15 protein-coding genes are annotated in these 16,786 nt (G+C 71.3%); 7 read left to right on the top strand and 8 right to left on the bottom strand.

The window, feature by feature from the left end:
• Positions 1–274: 274 nt before the first annotated feature.
• The 3 genes from ACQ5SO_RS08665 to xrtD all read left to right on the top strand — a co-directional run bounded on the left by ACQ5SO_RS08665 (position 275) and on the right by xrtD (position 4,608).
• Positions 275–1,531 (top strand): glycosyltransferase family 4 protein, encoded by a 1,257-nt coding sequence (locus tag ACQ5SO_RS08665; RefSeq protein WP_430941191.1) that lies wholly within the window; start codon positions 275–277, stop codon positions 1,529–1,531.
• A 109-nt stretch (positions 1,532–1,640) separates the two neighbouring features.
• On the top strand, positions 1,641–2,717 hold the full coding sequence (locus ACQ5SO_RS08660) for an NAD-dependent epimerase (RefSeq protein WP_430941190.1): 1,077 nt from the start codon (positions 1,641–1,643) through the stop codon (positions 2,715–2,717).
• A 289-nt stretch (positions 2,718–3,006) separates the two neighbouring features.
• Positions 3,007–4,608, top strand: coding sequence for a VPLPA-CTERM-specific exosortase XrtD (xrtD, locus tag ACQ5SO_RS08655; protein WP_430941189.1), 1,602 nt, complete (start codon positions 3,007–3,009; stop codon positions 4,606–4,608).
• A gap of 168 nt (positions 4,609–4,776) precedes the next feature.
• Here xrtD and ACQ5SO_RS08650 read toward each other — a convergent pair whose 3' ends face one another.
• A complete protein-coding gene (locus ACQ5SO_RS08650) occupies positions 4,777–5,214 on the bottom strand; it encodes a MarR family winged helix-turn-helix transcriptional regulator (protein ID WP_430941188.1) in 438 nt (145 codons plus the stop codon).
• A 243-nt stretch (positions 5,215–5,457) separates the two neighbouring features.
• Here ACQ5SO_RS08650 and ACQ5SO_RS08645 point away from each other — a divergent pair, with 243 nt between their 5' ends.
• Genes ACQ5SO_RS08645 through ACQ5SO_RS08630 form a run of 4 tightly spaced genes read left to right on the top strand, consistent with a single transcriptional unit; the run spans position 5,458 to position 9,128 of the window.
• Entirely contained in the window at positions 5,458–6,639 is a 1,182-nt protein-coding gene (locus tag ACQ5SO_RS08645; RefSeq protein WP_430941187.1) for a 3-hydroxybenzoate 6-monooxygenase, read from the top strand.
• Between the two features lie 29 nt (positions 6,640–6,668).
• Positions 6,669–7,364 carry a fumarylacetoacetate hydrolase family protein gene (locus tag ACQ5SO_RS08640; RefSeq protein ID WP_430941186.1) on the top strand — a complete coding sequence of 232 codons (696 nt, stop codon included), beginning with the start codon at positions 6,669–6,671 and terminating at the stop codon, positions 7,362–7,364.
• 58 nt (positions 7,365–7,422) lie between these two features.
• Complete coding sequence (locus ACQ5SO_RS08635; RefSeq protein WP_430941185.1) at positions 7,423–8,523, top strand: cupin domain-containing protein; 1,101 nt, start codon at positions 7,423–7,425, stop codon at positions 8,521–8,523.
• A 23-nt stretch (positions 8,524–8,546) separates the two neighbouring features.
• Positions 8,547–9,128 carry a maleylpyruvate isomerase N-terminal domain-containing protein gene (locus ACQ5SO_RS08630; protein WP_430941184.1) on the top strand — a complete coding sequence of 194 codons (582 nt, stop codon included), beginning with the start codon at positions 8,547–8,549 and terminating at the stop codon, positions 9,126–9,128.
• 104 nt (positions 9,129–9,232) lie between these two features.
• Here ACQ5SO_RS08630 and ACQ5SO_RS08625 read toward each other — a convergent pair whose 3' ends face one another.
• The 7 genes from ACQ5SO_RS08625 to ACQ5SO_RS08595 all read right to left on the bottom strand — a co-directional run bounded on the left by ACQ5SO_RS08625 (position 9,233) and on the right by ACQ5SO_RS08595 (position 16,522).
• A complete protein-coding gene (locus ACQ5SO_RS08625; protein WP_430941183.1) occupies positions 9,233–10,078 on the bottom strand; it encodes a hypothetical protein in 846 nt (281 codons plus the stop codon).
• Between the two features lie 223 nt (positions 10,079–10,301).
• The gene (locus ACQ5SO_RS08620; protein WP_430941182.1) at positions 10,302–11,450 is read right to left on the bottom strand and encodes a CaiB/BaiF CoA transferase family protein; all 1,149 of its coding nucleotides are present in this window, start codon (positions 11,448–11,450) and stop codon (positions 10,302–10,304) included.
• Positions 11,443–11,808 carry a hypothetical protein gene (locus ACQ5SO_RS08615; RefSeq protein ID WP_430941181.1) on the bottom strand — a complete coding sequence of 122 codons (366 nt, stop codon included), beginning with the start codon at positions 11,806–11,808 and terminating at the stop codon, positions 11,443–11,445. The genes ACQ5SO_RS08620 and ACQ5SO_RS08615 overlap by 8 nt, the downstream gene beginning before the upstream one ends.
• Before the next feature lie 52 nt (positions 11,809–11,860).
• Positions 11,861–12,211, bottom strand: a complete 351-nt coding sequence (locus ACQ5SO_RS08610) for a hypothetical protein (RefSeq protein WP_430941180.1) — start codon at positions 12,209–12,211, stop codon at positions 11,861–11,863.
• Between the two features lie 87 nt (positions 12,212–12,298).
• Positions 12,299–14,437 (bottom strand): 3-hydroxyacyl-CoA dehydrogenase NAD-binding domain-containing protein, encoded by a 2,139-nt coding sequence (locus tag ACQ5SO_RS08605; RefSeq protein ID WP_430941179.1) that lies wholly within the window; start codon positions 14,435–14,437, stop codon positions 12,299–12,301.
• A 3-nt stretch (positions 14,438–14,440) separates the two neighbouring features.
• Positions 14,441–15,649, bottom strand: coding sequence for an acetyl-CoA C-acetyltransferase (locus tag ACQ5SO_RS08600; RefSeq protein ID WP_430941178.1), 1,209 nt, complete (start codon positions 15,647–15,649; stop codon positions 14,441–14,443).
• A 69-nt stretch (positions 15,650–15,718) separates the two neighbouring features.
• Positions 15,719–16,522, bottom strand: coding sequence for an enoyl-CoA hydratase (locus ACQ5SO_RS08595; RefSeq protein WP_430941177.1), 804 nt, complete (start codon positions 16,520–16,522; stop codon positions 15,719–15,721).
• Positions 16,523–16,786: the final 264 nt, after the last annotated feature.

The following is a 16,786-nucleotide window of genomic DNA, read 5'->3' as shown; positions in this document are numbered from 1 at the left end:
CGCGCGCAGTCGGGCGCTCCGGGACTGCGGGGATTTTCCGAAAGAAAGGTGAAAATCCTGTTTACGGCCGCGGGGCAGGGCCGGGACGCCGCATTGACCGAACCGCGGGGGCTGGGGATGGTGCGCACGGCGCCCGCCCGACCCGGCGTGCGCCGCCCGCCCGGACCACCCGCCCGGACGACCCGCCCGCCCGCACCGCCCGCCCGCACGCTCCGCCCGGATGCACCGACGAGACGCACCGACCAGACGCCCCGCGCCGACCGCCGAGGATCGCATGACCCAGACCCCGCACGCCGCCGCCGCCGCCGCTTCCGCCGCCCCGTCCGAGGACGGCGGCCGCGCGGCCGCGACCGGCGGCGCGCTGTTCTTCCAGACCGGCGATTTCGCCGAGGCCTGGCGGCGGCGCCTCGCCGGCGGGGCCGAGACCTATGGCGGGCAGGATTTCTCGCTCGGCGTCGTGGAACGCCTGGCGCAGGCGCGCCCGGTCACGATCCTGAGCTGGTCGCCGCGCGCGCATGACGAGGTGATCGCGCCCAACCTGCGCTCCATCGGCATCAGCGGCAAGGACGCCAACGACCCCGCCGCGGTGGCGCGGATCCTCGACGCCGTCGCGCCCGCGCTGCTGATCGCGCGCAGCCCGATCCCCGGGCCGCTCCGCTGGGCCGCCGCCAGGGGCGTGCCGGTCCTGCCGATCTTCGCCGACATCTTCCAGCCGGGCGGCTCGCTCAAGCGGCGCTGGCAGAACCGGCGGCTGGCGCGGCTCCTCTCCGGGCCGAACGTGCCTTGCGTGTGCAACCACTCGCTCAACGCCACCCGCTCCATCGCCGCGGCGCTGGGGCTGCCGAAGACGCGGCTCGTGCCCTGGGACTGGCCGCCGCTGGACGCGAACCCGGACCCCAAGCCCGCCCCGGACACGGACCCGGCGCGCCCCTTCACCCTGTTCTTCGCCGGCGCGATCATCGCGGGCAAGGGCGTCGCGGACTGCATCGCCGCCGCCGCCGCGGCGAAGGCCGCGGGCCGGGACCTGCGCTTCTCCTTCGCCGGAAGCGGCGAGATCGAGGCGATGGAGGCGGAGGCCGCCCGCCTCGGGGTCGCGGACCGCGTCGCCTTCCTCGGGCCGGTCGCCAACACCGAGGTGCGCGGGCGCATGGCCGAACACGACGCCGTCGTCGTCCCCTCGCGCCACACCTACCAGGAGGGGCTGCCCAAGACCCTGCTCGAGGGGCTCGCCTCCCGCTCGCCGGTGATCTATTCGGACCATCCCTCCTATGCCAGCCGTCTGCGGGACGGCGAGGGCGGGCTGCAGTTCACCGCCGCCGACCCGGCCGCCCTCGCCGCCGCGTGCGAGCGGCTGCGGGCCGATCCCGGCCTCTACGCCCGCCTCTCGGCCGCGGCGCCCGAAACCCTCGCCGGTCTTTACATCGGCATCCCCTGGAACGAGGCGATCGAGAGCTTCATCGCCGATCCCGCCGACAGCGCCGGCTGGGCCGCGCGCCGCTCGCTCGCCGCGCTCGAGGCCGCGGGGGCCTGAGCGGTTCGCCCCGACCGCCGCCCGACCGCCGCCCGACCGCCGCCCGACGCCCGCCATCCCGCCGCCGACCGCCCACGCCGACCCGCCAGCCTGACCACGGAGCCTTCCCATGACCGCACAAGCCGATCCCGCCGCCTGGGCCGAGGCGCTTCCCGCGGACGCCCCCATCCTGGTCACGGGCGCCGCCGGCTTCATCGGCTCCTTCGTGGCCGAGCGCCTGCTGGCGGCGGGCAAGACGGTGGTGGGGATCGACAACCTCAACGCCTATTACGACCCGTCGCTGAAGGACGGCCGCCTCGCGCGCCTCGCCCCCCATGCGCGGTTTTCCTTCGAGAAGCTCGACCTGGCCGACCGCGCGGGGATGGAGGCGCTGTTCGCCCGCCACCGCTTCGCCCACGTCGTCCACCTCGCCGCCCAGGCGGGGGTGCGCTACTCGATCGAGAACCCCCACGCCTATGCCGACGCCAACCTGACCGGGTTCCTCAACATCCTCGAAGGGTGCCGCGCGGTGGGGACGGCGCATCTCGTCTACGCCTCCTCCTCCTCGGTCTATGGCGGCAACCGCAAGGTGCCGTTCAGCGTCTCGGACAGCGTCGACCATCCCGTCAGCCTCTATGCCGCGACCAAGAAGGCGAACGAGCTGATGGCCCATGCCTATGCCGACCTTTACGGGCTGGCGGCCACGGGGCTGCGCTTCTTCACCGTCTACGGGACGTGGGGGCGGCCCGACATGGCCTACTGGCTGTTCACCGAGGCGATCCTGCGCGGCGAGCCGATCAAGGTGTTCAACAATGGCGACATGGAGCGGGATTTCACCCATGTCGACGACATCGTCGAGGCGATCCTGCGGCTGATCCCGCGCGCCCCGGCGCCGGATCCCGGCTTCGACCGCGCCGCGCCGGACCCGGGCCGGTCCTGGGCGCCGCACCGGGTGTTCAACATCGGCAATTCCAACGCCGAGCGGCTGATGGACCTGATCGGGCTGATCGAGAAGGCCACGGGGCGCGAGGCCGAGAAGCTGTTCCTGCCGATGCAGCCGGGCGACGTGCAGGCGACCTTCGCCGACACCTCGGCGCTCGAGGCCGAGGTGGGATTCGCGCCGCGCACGAAACTGTCGGAGGGAATCCCCGAATTCGTCGCCTGGTACATCGACCGCTACGGCGAATCCGGCCGCCCGCGCGGCTGAGCGCCGGCTGAGCGCGGGGGCGGCGACGGGGCGGCGACGGCGGCGCGCCGGGGAGACGAACCGTTTCCGCCCGGCAGGCGGAACGCGGGGCCGCTTGGCGGCGCCGCACCTTGCAGAACCGCTCTCAACCGCTCGCGGCGGCGTGAGATGCGGCCGCGTGGTCCATGACCCCGGGGCGGGCGCGTGGTATCAGAACCCCGGATGGCGCGACCGTGACGTGCCCCCGGCGACATAAGGGTGTATTCTTCACCCTGCCGCCCCTCGTTATTTGATGAAGAAGAAGCAGCACATGAGCAAAGCGATCTCAGGAACCCTCGGCTTCGCCGCCAATCCGCTCGGCCTGTTCTGGCTGGTCCTCGCGCTGGTGGGCGCCGGGCTGGTGTTCCTGCCCGGCCTCGAAGTCCTGCTCTGGGCGTGGCAGCGGGCCGAATACAGCCACGGGCCGCTGATCCCGCTGCTGTCGGGCTTTCTTCTTCTGCGCCAGCTCAAGGAGATCCCCGAGGCGCCGGGCGCCAAGACCGACCGCTGGCCCGGCGTCGCCGCGATGGTCTTCGCGCTGCTGATCGGCCTGCTGGGCCTGCTGGCGCATATCGGCGACATCGCCGCCTACGCGCTGATCCTGTGGATCGGCTCGCTCTTCCTGATCAGCTTCGGCTGGAAGGTCGGCAAGACGCTGTGGCCGCCGGTGCTGCACCTGGTGTTCATGCTGCCGCTGCCGGGCACGATCTACTACAAGACCGCCACCTCGCTGCAGGCCGTCTCCTCCGAGATCGGGGTCTGGGCGCTGCAGATGCTGGGCACGCCGGTCTTCCTCGACGGCAACATCATCGACCTCGGGGTCTACAAGCTGCACGTGGCCGAGGCCTGCTCGGGCCTGCGCTACCTGTTCCCGATCATGAGCTTCAGCTACATCTTCGCGGTGCTCTATCGCGGCCCGACCTGGCACAAGGCGGTGCTGCTGCTCTCGGCCGTGCCGATCGCGGTGCTGATGAACTCCTTCCGCATCGCCCTGGTCGGCCTGATGGTCAACCACTACGGGATCGAACATGCCGAGGGCCTGTCCCACTTCCTCGAGGGCTGGGTCGTCTTCCTGACCTGCATCATCATCCTGTTCGGCCTCGCCGCGCTGATGCTGCGGATGCAGCCCGCCCCGCGCATGTCGCTGTCCGAGGCGCTGGACCTCGACCTGCACGCCGTGTGGCCGGAGTTCATCCGCATCCGCCACGTGCGCCCCTCGCCCGCGCTGATCTCGGGCGCCGTGCTGACCCTCGGCCTCGCCGCCGCCTGGTGGCTGGCCCCCGCGCGCGAGGTGAGCCAGGTCGACCGCGCCCCGCTGACCGAGTTCCCGCGCACCGTCGACGCCTGGCGCACCACCGGCCCGCCGCGGATGCTGGACCCGAAGGTCGAGCAGGTGCTGGGCGCCGACGACTACATCTCGCTGACCTACGCCCAGGCGGGCGAGCGGAACACGATCGAGTTCTTCTCGGCCTGGTATCTCGACCAGTCCAAGGGCGGCATCCATTCGCCCGAGGTCTGCCTGCCCACCGGCGGCTGGGAGATGTCGAGCATCAACACCGTGGACATCGGCCCGCAGCTGGGCGTGGCCGAGGAGTTCAACGTGAACCGCGCGGTGATCCGCAAGGGGCTGAGCCAGATGCTGGTCTATTACTGGTTCGAGCAGACCGGCCGCCACATCGCCTCGGACTACTGGGCCAAGGCCATGCTGATCTACTCGGGCGTGGTCGAGGGGCGCACCGACGGCGCGCTGGTCCGCCTGACCACGCCGATCGCCTCGAACGAGACCGAGGCCCAGGCCGACGCGCGGGTGATGTCCTTCCTCAAGCCCGCCCTCGGGCCGATGGACCGGCACCTGAACGGCGAGATCCGCTGAGGACGGGGTGCGGCGCCGCCGCCCGGGCAGGGCGGAGGCGCCGGGCCGGCTCCGGTGCAGGGGCTGAAACGCGAAGGGCGCGCGACGGGGAAACCGTTGCGCGCCCTTTCTTCGTTGCGGGTCTGCGGGCAGGGCCCGGCAGGCGCGGCCCCGGCGGCCCGGCCAGCGTCAGCCCGCCTCGCCCGCGCCCGCGCCCGCGGCCTTGCGCGCCAGCGCCAGGAACTGCACCCGCTCGGCGTCGTCGAGATCGCTGAGAATCTCGTCCTGCAGGCCGCGCACCACGGGGCGCGCCGCCTCCAGCACCGCCTCGCCGTCCCGGGTCAGCCGAAGCTCGCGCGCGCGGCGGTCGCGGCGGCTCACCTCCCGCGCCAGCAGGCCCTTGCGCTCCATCCGGTCGATCACGCCGCCGATGGTCGCGCGGTCATAGGCGATCCGCGCCGCAACCCCGGCCTGGTCGATCCCCGGCGCCGCCGCCACCGCGTCGAGCGCCGCGAACTGCACCGGCGTCAGGTCGAACCCCGCCGCCTTCATCCGCGACTGGAACAGCGCGCTCGACGCCTGGTGAAGGCGCCTTATGACGTGGCCGGCCATGTCCTGGAATTCCATCCGCGGCCCCTCCCGACCCGATCATGTTCCTATCCACATCAATAGCTTGAGTGAATTGATAAGACCACACATCTTTTCGGTTGACCGAGAAATGGTATGCACACATATTATCCCTCGCCGGGGCCGGGAGGACGCGCCGCGGCGGGCAGGGGTTGAACGTCGCCGGACACAGGCGCGCCGCCCCGCCGGGATCAGCACCGGGCGCGCCGCGCGCCGCCCGCGTCGCAGGGGAAGGAAACGCACATGTCCGACGCGCCCATCATCATCGCCGGGGGCGGCATCGGCGGCCTCGCCGCCGCCTGCGGCCTCGCCCGCAAGGGCGTCCGCTCCATCGTCGTCGAACAGGCGCCCGCCCTGGGCGAGATCGGCGCGGGCATCCAGATCGGCCCCAACGCCTTCCACTGCTTCGACTATCTCGGGGTGGGGGACGAGGCGCGCTCCAAGGCCGTCTATATCGACGCGCTGCGCCTGATGGACGCCCAGACGGCCGAGGACATCGCCTCCGTCTCGCTCGGCGACGAGTTCCGCGCCCATTACAAGAACCCCTACGCGGTGGTCCACCGCGCCGACCTGCACGGCGTGCTGCTGGCCCAGGCCGAGGCGAGCCCGCTGATCGAGATCCGGGTCAACACCCGCGTGACCGGCTATGAGCAGGACGGGACCTCCGCCACCCTGCTGACCGCCGACGGGGGCAAGATCACCGGCCGCGCGCTGATCGGCGCCGAGGGGCTGCGCTCCCCCATCCGGTCGCAGATGATCGGCGATGGCGAGCCGCGGATCTCGGGCCACACCACTTACCGCTCGGTGATCCCGACCGAGCAGATGCCCGAGGACCTGCGCTGGAACGCCGCCACCCTCTGGGCCGGGCCGAAGTGCCACATCGTCCACTACCCGCTGAAGGGCTGGAAGGTGTTCAACCTGGTCGTCACCTATCACCGCGACGTCAAGGAAGCGATCGCCGGCAAGCCGGTGAGCAAGGAAGAGGTCGCGCAGGGCTTCGAGCATATCCACCCCAAGGCCCGGCAGATCATCGAGCACGGCAATGACTGGAAGCTCTGGGTGCTCTGCGACCGCGACCCGATCTCTACTTGGATCGACGGGCGCGTGGCGCTGCTCGGCGACGCCGCCCACCCGATGCTGCAGTATTTCGCGCAAGGCGCCTGCATGGCGATGGAGGACGCGGTCGCCCTCTCGCACTGCGTTGCCGGCCATGACGACCTTGACGCCGCGCTCAAATCCTACGAGGCCATGCGCACCGTGCGCACCGCCCGGGTCCAGATGAACTCTCGCCTCATCGGCGAATACATCTATCATCCCGGCGGCGCCCAGGCCGCCGTGCGCAACAGCGTCATGGGCGGCATGAACCAGCAGGACTGGTTCAACACCCTCGACTGGATCTACGGCTCCAACGGCCTGTCCAACTGAAGACTCTCGAAGAACAAGGATACAGCCCCATGGGTTACGTCATCGACCCCGCGCCCCAGGCCTCGGTCGCCGTCGCCGGCAGCGAGGACCGCTTCCCGGTCCGCCGCATCTATTGCGTCGGCCGCAACTACGCCGCCCATGCCCGCGAGATGGGCAAGGACCCGGATCGCGAGCCCCCCTTCTTCTTCGCCAAGCCCGCGAACGCCGTGGTGGACGACAATGAGACCGTCGCCTACCCGCCGCAGACCGAGAACTTCCACTACGAGGCCGAGCTGATCGTCGCCCTCGCCTCGGGCGGCGTGAACATCCCCGAGGACGAGGCCGAGTCCCACATCTGGGGCTATGCCGTCGGCAACGACCTGACCCGCCGCGACATCCAGCTGAAGGCCCGCGACCAGGGCCGTCCCTGGGACATGGGCAAGGGTTTCGACCGCTCCGCGGTCATCGGGCCCCTTCATCCGGTTTCGGAAGTGGGCCACCCGTCGAAAGGCTCGATCAAGCTGACGGTCAACGGCGAGGTGAAGCAGGACGCCGACCTCGAGGAGCTGATCTGGTCGGTTCCCGAGATCATCTCCTACCTCTCGGGCCTCGTCGAGCTCAAGGCCGGCGACGTGATCATGACCGGCACCCCGGCGGGCGTCGGCGCCATGGTCCCGGGCGATGTCTGCGTCGTTTCGATCGACGGCCTCGGCCAGATCACCACCACCATCGGCCCGAAGGCCTGATGACGTTCGGGGGGCGGGCCGGTCCCGCCCCCCGGTTTCGAACAAGGGAGGATGCGCCATGAATGAAGAGCTCGACCACGAGACCGTCGCCCACGGGATGCAGCCCGAAGACACGCCCGAGCTGCGCGCCCTCTACCAGGGGTTCAAGGACAACCACCTGAACCCGCTCTGGACCCAGACCGGCAGCCTGATGCCGATGACCCCCACCTCGGACGCCGTGCCTTACGTGTGGAAGTGGTCCGACCTGCTGCCGTTGGCCGAGAAATCGGGCGAGCTGGTGCCCGTCGGCCGCGGCGGCGAGCGCCGCGCCATCGGCCTCGCCAACCCCGGCCTCGGGGGCGCGGCTTATGTCTCGCCGACGCTCTGGTGCGCCATCCAGTATCTCTGCCCCGGTGAGAACGCGCCCGAGCATCGCCACGCCCAGAACGCCTTCCGCTTCGTGGTCGAGGGCGAGGGCGTGTGGACCGTGGTCGACGGCGACCCGGTGCGCATGTCCCGCGGCGACCTGCTGCTGACCCCCGGCTGGCGCTTCCACGGCCACCACAACGTCGCCACGGAACCCATGGCCTGGATCGACGGGCTCGACATCCCGTTCAGCCGCCAGATGGACGTGGGCTTCTTCGAATTCGGCGCCGACCGGGTGACCGACAACGCGACGCCGCAGTTCTCGCAGGGCGAGCGGCTCTGGGGCCATCCGGGCCTGCGCCCGCTCTCGGGGCTGGAGAACACCGTCTCCTCGCCCCTCGCCGCCTTCCGGTGGGAGCATACCGACCGCGCGCTGACCGAGCAGCTGCTGCTCGAGGACGAGGGCCAGCCCGCCACCGCCGGGCCGGGCCATGCCGCGATCCGCTACGTGAACCCGACGACCGGCGGCGACGTGATGCCGACCATCCGCTGCGAGTTCCACCGCCTGCGGGCCGGCGCCTCCACCCCCGCGCGGCAGGAGGTCGGCTCGACCGTCTTCCAGGTGTTCGAGGGCGAGGGCGCGGTGGTGCTGGGCGGCGAGCGGCGCAAGCTCTCGAAGGGCGACCTGTTCGTGGCCCCCTCCTGGGTGTCGTGGTCGCTCGAGGCCGAGACGCAGTTCGACTTGTTCCGCTTCTCGGACGCGCCGATCATGGAGGCGCTGCACTTCATGCGCACCAAGGTTTCCGGCGCGTGAGCGCCGAAAGCAAGGGGCCGCGCGTGAGCGTGGACGAAACCTCCGCGGCGGCGCCGGATCCCGACGCCGCCGCCCGCGCGGCCCTGCGCGAACGCCAGGGTGCGGGGGCGCGCTGGGACGCCGAGGCCGCCCCGGCCGGGGACCTGCTGCTCGCCCGCCGGGCCGCCGCCTATTTCGCCCGCAAGCTCCGCGAGCTGCCGGACGACGCGCTGTTCGCGCCCTCGGCCCGCCCCGGCGCCACCCGTGCGCGCATCGTGGCCGAAGTGGGCTATGACGCCCGCCGCCGCGCCGCCTGCGCCAAGGCGGCCCGGGTGGGCGAAGCGTCGGAGGACTGCGCCGAGACCCCCGAGGCCCGCCTGTCGCTGGCCGAGGTTCTGCCCGCCCGCGCGCTGCGCAGCCTCTATGACCATTCCGCGGTGCATCTGAACGTGGAATGGCGCGACCTGACGGATGCGGGCTGGGCCGCCGACGGCCCGATGGGCCCGCTCGCCGCCGCCCCCCGCGCCCGCGCCGTGGCGCTCTGGCGCGCCGCGCTCGCGCTTGGAAACGGCGCGCGCCAGGGCGACGTGCCCGACGCGCTCCGGGCGGAGGTCCTCGGCGCCTGAGCGCGCCGGGGGCGGGGCGCCCCGGTCCTCGCCCGGGCGCCCCTTCCGCCGAACGCCCGCGGCCCGAAGCTTGCCGCCGCAGGCCCGCCGCCGCCCGCCGCGCCTCAATAGGTCCGGTGCGCGGCCTGCACGTGCATGAAGTCGTAATTCTTCATCCGCCCCAGCGAATACCAGCCCTCGGCCTCCCACGCCTCCCAGAACGGGATCGCGTCGCGCTGGCCCAGACGCGCCTCGGCGCCGTTGGCATGGAGGCTGTTGCGGGTGTGGTCGAAGTCGAAGGCGATCCCCCAGGAATGCAGCGAATGGCGGTCCGCGCCCTTCATCTTGCGCGGGTTGTAGTCGCCGCTGAAGATGTCGATCCCGAGATCCTCGCGCTGCGCCGGGGAATAGGCCGCCTCGATCCGCGCCAGCACCCGCACCAGGCTCTCGGCGCATTTCTCGTGCACCCGCAGGCTCGAGCGCGACAGGCTGCGGTTCCAGCTCAGCTTCATCCGCCAGGGCAGCTCGACGCGCACCAACCGCGGCTCGCGCCCGTCCTTGACGCCGGGGGCGCCGTAGAAATCGCGGATCTCGCGCTGACCGCGGCTTTCGGCCGGAAAACCCGAGGGGTTGGGCAGGGTCTCGGGCGTCTCGTCGAGGAAATGCCGGATCCCCGCGCCCGAGAGCTTCTGTTCCAGGCACTCGGCCGCGTATTCCGTCTGCGGGCCCCACCAGCCGTCCACCGGGCCGGGGTCGATCCCCTCGGACGCGGCCCAGGCCTGCAGGAAGCCCACGGCGCAGCGTTTGCCGGACCAGTCGGCGAAGCCCTCGGGGGTTCCTTGCCCGAGGCCCGGAAGCCCCGCCCGCGCCGCGGCGTTGGTCTTCGGTCCGCGGTCGCCATCCACCTTGGCGGTGTAATGGCCCATCTCGGCCAGCTTCGTCTGGATCAGCCTCACGATATCGGCGTTCATCGCGCATCCTCCCCTGGCGCCTTCCGGTGCGGCAAGGGTCGGGCAGGGCGCCTGTCGCCAAGGTGAACGGCGGGTGATGCGCGAAGGGGCCGCGCGCCCGTCCGGCGCGCGGCCCCCATCGTCAGGCCCCCGTCGTCAGGCCCCCGTCGTCAGGCCCCCGTCGTCAGGCCCCCGTCGTCAGGCCCCGTCATCAGGCCCCGTCGTCAGGCCCCCGGCGGGCGCGTCAGCCGAGCGCGCCGGCCGCCTTCAGCGCCGCGATCTCGGCCGCGCCCAGGCCCGCCTCGGCCAGCGCCGCCTCGGTGTCCGAGCCGGCGGGCCGCGCCGCCGTCACCGCGGGCGCAGGCGTGCGCCCGAAGCGGGGGGCGGGGGCGGCCTGGGTCACGCCGCCCACCGTCACGTGCACGCCGCGGGCGGTGTTGGCGGGATGCGCCTCGGCCTCGGAGGGCGAGAGCACCGGCGCGACGCAGGCGTCGGTGCCCTCGAAGATCGCCACCCACTCGTCCCGGGTCTTGCCGCGGAACACCTCGGCATACTGCGCCGCGCGCGCCTCCCAGGTCGCCGGGTCGCGCTGGTCCTCGCGATGCGCCTCGGGCAGGCCCGCGAGCTTGACGAACTGCGCGAAGAACTGCGGCTCCAGCGGGCCGACCGAGAGGAACCCGCCGCAGGCGCATTCATAGCAGCGGTAGAAGGGCGCGGCGCCGTCGAGCAGGTTGTCCGCCCGTTCCTCGCGCCAGGCGCCGAGGGCGGCGAAACCGCGGAAGATGCCGGAGAAGGCCGAGACCCCGTCCACCATCGCCGCGTCCACCACCTGGCCCTTGCCGGAGCGCGAGCGTTCCCACAGCGCCGAGAGGACCCCGAGCAGCAGGAACATCGTCCCGCCCCCGTAATCCGCCACGAGGTTCAGCGGCGGGACCGGCGGGCGGCCCTTCTCTCCCATCATCCACAGCAGGCCGGTCATCGACAGGTAGTTGATGTCATGCCCCGCGGTCATCGACAGCGGCCCGTCCTGGCCCCAGCCGGTCATGCGCCCGAACACGAGGCCCGGATTGGCGGCGAGGCATTCCTCCGGCCCCAGCCCGAGCTTCTCCATCACCCCCGGGCGGAACCCCTCGATCAGGATGTCGGCGCCCTTGATCAGGGTCATCGCCGCGCCCGCGCCTTCCGGCGTCTTGAGGTTCAGCGCCACGGGCCGCTTGCCGCGGTTGTTCACGTCCCAAGCGCGATCCTTCGCCGGGGTCCCGGCGCGCTCGATCAGCAGCACCTCGGCCCCGAGATCGGCCAGCATCTGCCCGGCCAGCGGGCAGGGGCCGAGCCCCGCCATCTCCACAACCTTCAGCCCCTCCAGGGGCCCCCCGCGTGCGGCGTCAGCCATTGCGCGTCTCCTTGTCGTTCGTCGTCATGTCGTCGTATTCGTCTCCGCTCCGCGCCCCGGCTGCGGGGCGGCGCAGCAGCCGCCGCACCGCCCAGGGCACGAGAATGAACCATTGCGCATACCCCGCCGCCGCGGTCGCCGCGAACAGCCCGGTCGCCATCAGCGCGCCGCCCCCCGGGACCGGCATGGCGAGTCCCCCCCAGGCCCCGCTGACCAGGAGGCTCGCCGGCGCGTTGGGCAGCAGCATCAGGGCATAGCCGGACAGCAGCGCCTCCTGCGCCGGCAGCGCCGCGATCCCGGCGGCGTAGAGGCAGGCGCCGGCCCAGAGGGCGCGCAAGGCCCAGCCGATCAGCCGCATGCGCCGCCCCGACCTTGAGGCGCCGCCGCCCGGGGCGCCCCGTGTCGCGGCCTCAGCCATCGCGCGCCTCCCCGGTCGTCATGTGGTCATCCCGGGCGGGCGGCTTGCCGAAGACCAGCCGCCGGAACGCCCGGGGCAAAAGAATGAACCACTGGGCATAGCCCGCGGCGGCGGCGAGGGCCCAGACCGCGACCGCCGCGGCCGGCGCCGCCATGATCCCGGCCCCGAAGCTCCACATCAGCGGCGCCGCGGCCAGCACCCCCAGCGGCGCGGTCAGCAGCAGCATGAGCACCACGGCGGCCTGTCCGTCCGCGAACCCCGCCCCCGCGCGCCAGAGGGTCGAGAGGGCGAAGAGGCAGGCGCCGAGCCAGGCCGCCCGCAGGATCCATCCCGCCGTTTTCATCCCGCCCGCGTCCTTTCGCAAGGAAAGGGGCGGCCCGCGCCGCCCCTTCCGGTTCTCGTCGTCGCCGCGGCGCTTGCGCCGCGTCCATCAGGCCGCGATCGGGTCCGCCGCCTTCATCGCCTCGAGCGCCCCTTCGGGCACCGCGAAGCGCTCGCCCCACGCGTCGGCCAGCGCGGCCGCGCGGGCGCCGAACGCGTCGATCCCGACGCCGCGGATGAACTGCATCGCGCCCCCGGTATGGGCCGGGAAGCCGATGGCGAAGATCGAGCCGATATTGGCCTCGACCTCGGAGCGCAGCACGCCCTCATGCCAGCAGCGCAGCGTCTCGATGGCGAAACGGTAGAGCATCCGGTCCTCCGCCTCCTGCATCGAGATCGGCGCGTTCCCTTCCGCGAACTGGCCGAGCCCGTCCCAGAGGCGCCGCCCGTCCGGCCCGTACTCGTAAAAGCCGCCGCCGTAATGGCGCCCGCCGCGGCCGAGCTCGACCATCTTGTGGGCCACCTTCTTCGACGCCTCGTTCTTCGCCGGGAAGCCGTCGGTGATCCCGAGCCGCTTGTCGAGGGCCACATGCGTGTCGTGGACCTTCTTCGACAGCACCATCGAGGTCTCGTCATGCACCTGGAGCGGGCCGACCGGCATGCCGATCTTCCACGCAGCGCGCTCGATCATCACCGGGGACATGCCGTCGACCAGCAGCGCCATGCCCTCGTCGAGATAGGTGCCGAAGACGCGGGAGGTGAAGAAGCCGCGGCTGTCATTGACCACGATCGGGATCTTGCCGATGCCCTGCACGTAGTCATAGGCCTTGCGCAGCGTGTCCTCGCTGGTCTTCTCGCCCATGATGATCTCGACCAGCTGCATCTTGTCGACCGGCGAGAAGAAGTGGATGCCGATGAAGCGGGTCGGGTCGGGGCAGGCCTCGGCCAGGATCGAGATCGGCAGGGTGGAGGTGTTGGAGCCGTAGATGCCGTCCTCGGACAGCTTCGCAAAGGTCTCCGGGATCACCTTTTCCTTCAGGGCGATGTCCTCGAACACCGCCTCGATGATGATGTCGACGCCGTCGTAATCATCCTGGTCGGTGGGGCGGATGGCCCCGAGCAGCGCCTCGGCGGCCTCGGGCTTCATGCGGCCCTTGGCGACGCGCCCCTCGGCGATCTTGGCGGAGTAGCCCTTGCCCTTCTCGGCGTTCTCGAGGCTCATGTCCTTGAGCGCGGTGGGCAGGCCCTTGGAGGCATGGGCCCAGGCGATGCCCGCGCCCATCATCCCGGCGCCGAGCACGGACGAAGACGCGGGCTTCCAGCGGTCGCCCTTGGGCCGGAACGCCCCGCCGCGGATGGCGCCCATGCCGAAGAAGTTGGTGGTGATCGCCGCCTTCGCCTCGGTGGTCGGGACGAGGGAGACGAATTTGCGCGTCTCCATCCGCAGGGCGTCGTCGAAGCCGATGCGCATGGAGTTGACCGCGATGTCGAGGATCTTCTCGGGCGCCGGCATCAGCCCGCGGGTCTTCTTGACCAGCATGGTCGGGGCGATGGCCGCGGTCATGCGGATGTTCGGCGCATCGGCGCCGCCGCCGGGGTATTTGAAGCCCTTGCGGTCCCAGGGCTGTTGCGCCGCGTCGGGGTTGGCCTTGATCCAGGCCTTGGCGGCGGGGATCAGCTCTTCCGGCGTCTTCACCAGCTCATCGATCATGCCGAGCTTCAGCGCCAAGGCGGGCTTGTGCGGCTTGCCTTCCATCAGCACCGGCAGGGCCTTCTCAAGCCCCAGCAGCGCGGTGATGCGCACCACGCCCCCGGCGCCGGGCAGCAGGCCCAGCGTCACCTCGGGCACGCCGGTGACGGCCCCGGGGTGGTCCAGCGCGATGCGCCGGTTGCAGGCGAGGCAGATCTCGTACCCGCCCCCCAGCGCCGCGCCGTTGATGGCGGCCGCCACCGGGACGGGCAGCTTCTCGATCCGCCGCAGGAAGCCCTTGTTCTCCTCCGCGTAGCCGAAATATTCCTCGGTCGCCTCGGACTGGGCCAGCAGGTCCTTCAGGTCCCCGCCCGCGAAGAAGGTCTTCTTGGCCGACGCGAAGACGACGCCGGTCAGGCCCTCTTCGGCCTCCAGTTTGGCCACCGTCTCGGACATCAGGCCGCGGAACTGCATGTTCATGGTGTTGGCCGACTGGCCGTCCATGTCCATGGTGACGGTCACGATGCCGTCTTCGTCTTTGTCGTAATGGAACGGCATGGATCAGACCCTCTCGATGATGGAGGCGATGCCCATGCCGCCGCCCACGCACATGCACAGAAGCGCGCGCTTCAGATTGCGCCGCTCAAGCTCGTCGAGCATCGTCGACACCAGGCAGCCCCCGGTCGCCCCCAGCGGGTGGCCCATGGCGATGGCGCCGCCGACGACGTTGAGCTTCTCCTCCGGCACGTCGAGATCCTTCTGAAGGCGAAGGGCGACCGAGGCGAAGGCCTCGTTGATCTCCACGAGATCGATGTCGTCCATGCTCAGCCCCGCCTTGGCGAGCGCCTTCTTCGAGGCCGGTCCCGGCCCGGTCAGCATGATCGTCGGGTCGGTCGAGGTCAGCGCGACGGAGACCACGCGGCCGCGCGGGGTCAGGCCGAGTTCCTTGCCGATCTTCTCGTTGCCCACCATCACCAGCGAGGCGCCGTCGACGATGCCCGAGGAGTTGCCCGGGGTGTGGACGTGGTTGATCCGCTCCACCTCGGGGTATTTCGACAGGGCGATGGCGTCATAGCCCATGGCGCCGGGCTTCTCGAAGCTGGCGCGCAGGGAGCCGAGGGCCTGCATGTCGGTGTTCGGCTTGATGAAATCGTCGCGCTCGAGGATGACGAAGCCGTTCTCATCCTTCACCGGGACGACCGAGCGGTCGAACCAGCCGGAATCGCGTGCATGGGCGGCCTTCTGCTGCGACTTCATCGCGAACTCGTCCACGTCGTCGCGCGACCAGCCCTCGATGGTGGCGATCAGGTCGGCGCCGATGCCCTGGGGCACGAAGCCGGTCTGGATGTTGGTCTCCGGGTCCTCGGTGAAGGGGCCGCCATCGGCCCCCATCGGGACGCGGGACATCGACTCGTAGCCGCCCGCGCAGACCAGGTCCTCCCACCCCGACGCGACCTTGGCCGCGGCGGTGTTGAAGGTGTCGAGGCCCGAGGCGCAGAAGCGGTTGACCTGCGCGCCCGCGACCTTCTCGTCCCAGCCGGCCTTCTGCAGGGCGATCTTCGGCAGCACCGAGCCCTGTTCCTTGACCGGCATGACGCAGCCCAGCATCACGTCGTCGACGCGGCTGGTATCAAGGTCATGGCGGCTCTGCATCTCGCTCAGCAGCGTGGTCACGAGGTCGATCGGCTTGACCTCGTTGAGCGTGCCGCCCGCCTTGCCCTTGGACCGGGGCGTGCGGATGGCGTCGTAGATATAGGCGTTTTCCGCCATGCGACTTTCCTCCCTGTGGATGCCCCGCACCCCCCTCCCGGGGGCGTCGGGGCCGTGTTCTGCGGCGGCTCAGACCTGGGTCCGGCCGCGTTCGGTGACCTTCTTGCGCCGCGCTTCCAGGTCGGCGGCGCTGCGGCTTGCGTTCCAGGCGCGCGAGGCCGCGCGCTCGGCCTTCATCCCGTCGGCGAAGGAACCGGCGAGCCCCTCGTCGATCAGCTTGCGCTCGGCGGCGATGAATTCGGGGTCGCTCTCGGCGATCTTGGCGGCGATCTTCATCGCCTCCTCCACCAGCTGATCGGCGGGGACGACGCGGTTGATCAGCCCCCACTCCGCGGCGGTGGCGGCGTCGATGAAATCGCCGGTGAAGGCCATTTCCTTGTAGCGCGACACGCCGATGATCCGCGGCAGGCGCTGCGTCAGGCCCCAGCCCGGCATGATCGCCATGCGCGCATGGGTGTCGGCGAAACGGGCGTTCTCGGACCCGATCAGGATGTCCGCGACCAGCGCCATCTCGAAGCCCCCGGTCACCGCCACGCCGTTCACGGCGCAGATGATGGGCTTGGGGAAATTCTCCAGCGCCACGACCGGGTCGTCCTGGGCCGAACCCTCGCCGAACTTGGATTCGCCCGAGCCGAGCTCCTTCAGGTCCAGCCCCGCGGTGAAGGCGCGGGTTCCGGCGCCGGTCAGCACCAGCACGCGGATCGCGTCATCGGCCCCGAGGTCGCGCACCAGCTGCGCCAGGTCCCGGCGCATGGCCCGGTTCATCGCGTTCATCGCCTGCGGGCGGTTGAGCGTCACAAGCGCCACGCCCTCGCGGCGCTCGCACAGCAGGATCGGGTCTTCGTCGCGGGTTTGGGCGGCGGCGTCGGTCATTCTTCGGTCTCTCCCTGGCTTCGGGCGCCCTCCCGGCGCCGCAATGCGGTCCTGCGTTCCGCAGGATGTCCCGCGCGACGCTAGGCCAGCCCGCCGCGCCCTTCAAGCGCCGCGGCCGAAGCCCTCGACCCGGGGCGGGCCCGCAAGGGGCGCCGACCCGGTTCGACGACCAAATTGACGCGGCTCGAAGTTTAATGCAACGTTTCAATGCGCCCGCCGACGCGACGTCAGATCTGCGCGGCCGGGGCCGGGAGGCGCGCCGCC

Origin of the sequence: Rhodovulum sp. DZ06, assembly GCF_050586345.1 — a bacterium.
In the GTDB taxonomy this organism is placed as follows: domain Bacteria; phylum Pseudomonadota; class Alphaproteobacteria; order Rhodobacterales; family Rhodobacteraceae; genus JBOCEF01.
The sequence above is the reverse complement of the archived record's forward strand: the minus strand, read 5'-3'. Positions and strand labels throughout refer to the sequence as shown.

Bases quoted from the DNA above. Each gene is read 5' to 3' on its own strand.
- ACQ5SO_RS08650 (WP_430941188.1), bottom strand. From the start codon at position 5,214: ATGGAATTCCAGGACATGGCCGGCCACGTCATAAGGCGCCTTCACCAG.
- ACQ5SO_RS08600 (WP_430941178.1), bottom strand. From the start codon at position 15,649: ATGGCGGAAAACGCCTATATCTACGACGCCATCCGCACGCCCCGGTCC.
- ACQ5SO_RS08610 (WP_430941180.1), bottom strand. From the start codon at position 12,211: ATGAAAACGGCGGGATGGATCCTGCGGGCGGCCTGGCTCGGCGCCTGC.
- ACQ5SO_RS08660 (WP_430941190.1), top strand. From the start codon at position 1,641: ATGACCGCACAAGCCGATCCCGCCGCCTGGGCCGAGGCGCTTCCCGCG.
- ACQ5SO_RS08595 (WP_430941177.1), bottom strand. From the start codon at position 16,522: ATGACCGACGCCGCCGCCCAAACCCGCGACGAAGACCCGATCCTGCTG.
- ACQ5SO_RS08620 (WP_430941182.1), bottom strand. From the start codon at position 11,450: ATGGCTGACGCCGCACGCGGGGGGCCCCTGGAGGGGCTGAAGGTTGTG.
- ACQ5SO_RS08635 (WP_430941185.1), top strand. From the start codon at position 7,423: ATGAATGAAGAGCTCGACCACGAGACCGTCGCCCACGGGATGCAGCCC.
- ACQ5SO_RS08605 (WP_430941179.1), bottom strand. From the start codon at position 14,437: ATGCCGTTCCATTACGACAAAGACGAAGACGGCATCGTGACCGTCACC.
- ACQ5SO_RS08640 (WP_430941186.1), top strand. From the start codon at position 6,669: ATGGGTTACGTCATCGACCCCGCGCCCCAGGCCTCGGTCGCCGTCGCC.
- ACQ5SO_RS08665 (WP_430941191.1), top strand. From the start codon at position 275: ATGACCCAGACCCCGCACGCCGCCGCCGCCGCCGCTTCCGCCGCCCCG.
- xrtD (WP_430941189.1), top strand. From the start codon at position 3,007: ATGAGCAAAGCGATCTCAGGAACCCTCGGCTTCGCCGCCAATCCGCTC.
- ACQ5SO_RS08645 (WP_430941187.1), top strand. From the start codon at position 5,458: ATGTCCGACGCGCCCATCATCATCGCCGGGGGCGGCATCGGCGGCCTC.
- ACQ5SO_RS08625 (WP_430941183.1), bottom strand. From the start codon at position 10,078: ATGAACGCCGATATCGTGAGGCTGATCCAGACGAAGCTGGCCGAGATG.
- ACQ5SO_RS08615 (WP_430941181.1), bottom strand. From the start codon at position 11,808: ATGCGGCTGATCGGCTGGGCCTTGCGCGCCCTCTGGGCCGGCGCCTGC.